This is a genomic window from Flavobacterium degerlachei (assembly GCF_900106645.1).
Taxonomy (GTDB): domain Bacteria; phylum Bacteroidota; class Bacteroidia; order Flavobacteriales; family Flavobacteriaceae; genus Flavobacterium; species Flavobacterium degerlachei.
Window position 1 is genome coordinate 1 of record NZ_FNMV01000031.1, and the last position, 1621, is coordinate 1621.

General features: G+C 33.7%; 2 protein-coding genes. Both read right to left on the reverse strand.

Annotated elements, in window-relative coordinates; translation table 11 throughout:
• Positions 1 to 110 precede the first annotated feature (110 nt).
• On the reverse strand, positions 111 to 1094 hold the full coding sequence (locus tag BLV91_RS16735) for an ISAon1 family transposase (protein WP_091435350.1): 984 nt from the start codon (positions 1092 to 1094) through the stop codon (positions 111 to 113).
• The gene (locus BLV91_RS16740; protein WP_091435352.1) at positions 1087 to 1434 is read right to left on the reverse strand and encodes an ISAon1 family transposase N-terminal region protein; all 348 of its coding nucleotides are present in this window, start codon (positions 1432 to 1434) and stop codon (positions 1087 to 1089) included. Before BLV91_RS16740 ends, BLV91_RS16735 begins: the two co-directional genes overlap by 8 nt.
• Positions 1435 to 1621 lie beyond the last annotated feature (187 nt).

Genomic DNA, 1621 nt, shown 5'->3' on the forward strand with positions numbered 1-1621 from the left:
AGTTTAGAGGCGTTAGAAATGTGGAATTCTTTCTTTTTAGACTAACTAATATTTATGCGTGATTTTTATCGCTCCACAGGTTTTGGACATGATCCTTCAAAAGTTGGGGATTAAGCAAAAAGATTAGATAATCTAAACAAGAAGAAATCAATTTTTCTAACGCCTCTAAATTGCGATCTAAAAGCTTTAATTTTTGCATTAAAAGATTCTGCAGAAGCATTTGTACTTCGATTGTCAAAATAGTTTAGTATGGATTGATAATTAACTGTTATCGAATTTAGAACTACATTGAAGTTCTTAAATCCTGATTCCTCTACTTTTCGATACCAATGCGCTAATTTCAACAGAGCTACATTTTTATCATTATTTGTATCGTAAATACTTCGTAATTGCTGGGATAAAGCGTGAGCTGTTTTTACATCAGGATATAGCTCAAATAATAACTTGGCTCTTTCTTCTTGGTTAACGGTCCACTTTCCTCTGGGTTTATAAAGTAAATAGCGGCTTCTGGCTAATAATTGTTTTACGGTATCGCCGTTGCTTAAAAGTTGGGGAGTATGCGCTTTGTTTTCTGATTTAGCTTGTAGTATGGATTGATTCTCTATATCCATAGCTTCCCATCGGTGCTTGATTCTAATTTCTTGTAAAGCTTCTAAGGCTAGTTTTTGTACATGGAAACGATCTGTTACTTGTATGGCTTTTGGAAAACATTTTTTAGCTATCAACTTCATAGAATTAGCCATATCTAATGTGATTTCTATAACGGCTTGTCTTTTTTTAGAGTCAATTTTACTCACGTGCTCAATGACTTGTTCTGTCTTAGTGCCAGCAACAATTGCCACTAAGGAACCTTTCTTGCCTTTAGCGTTTTTATTGGTGACAATAGTGTACAGTTCTCCTTGAGATAAGGCTACTTCGTCAATAGCTAAATGAGTCCCTATATTTTGGGGGTAAATAATCCATTGATGGGCATGCTCTCTGGGTTCCCAAGCACTAAAAGAACTAAGATGTTTTTTATATTGCCTTTGCAGTTTTTTACCATTAACACCAAAGAAACCTCCAATTACATGACAATTAATGGGTGTGTTATCTATTAATTTCTTTTAAAAAAGCCGCAAATTCTTGCGTCATACGAGTTCCTTTAGCTACTAACTGCCAATCTCTTTGAATGATTTCTCCATTGGTTTTATTGGTCCAACGACGACGTTTAATGTGCAAATAGACAAACTTACCTCTAAGAGGAAAATCCTGAATCGTTATTTCATCTAGAAAGCCTTTGGATACTAATTCTAAAACATCAAACTCTTTTGGAGGCTTTACTTTTTCTTCAAAATAAAGGTGCAAGTTTTCTTCAGAATTGGCAGCAGAAACTATTTCGAAGTTCTCTATTAAAAAATCAGGAAGTATAAATTTTAAAAGGTCTATAGAAGTCATATTTCAAAGTTAATTATGCAAAAACATTCATTTTTGCAAAACTTCTCCCCAGGTTTTGTTCCTGATCCAAAATAATGGATCAGGAACAAAACGGATCAGGAACAAAACCTGGGGAGGATTTAATAAAAATATAGATATTTGCAGAGCAAAACAATAATAAATGGATTCATTCGAGCTTTTAAAATTT

Bases quoted from the DNA above. Each gene is read 5' to 3' on its own strand.
- BLV91_RS16740 (WP_091435352.1), bottom strand. From the start codon at position 1,434: ATGACTTCTATAGACCTTTTAAAATTTATACTTCCTGATTTTTTAATA.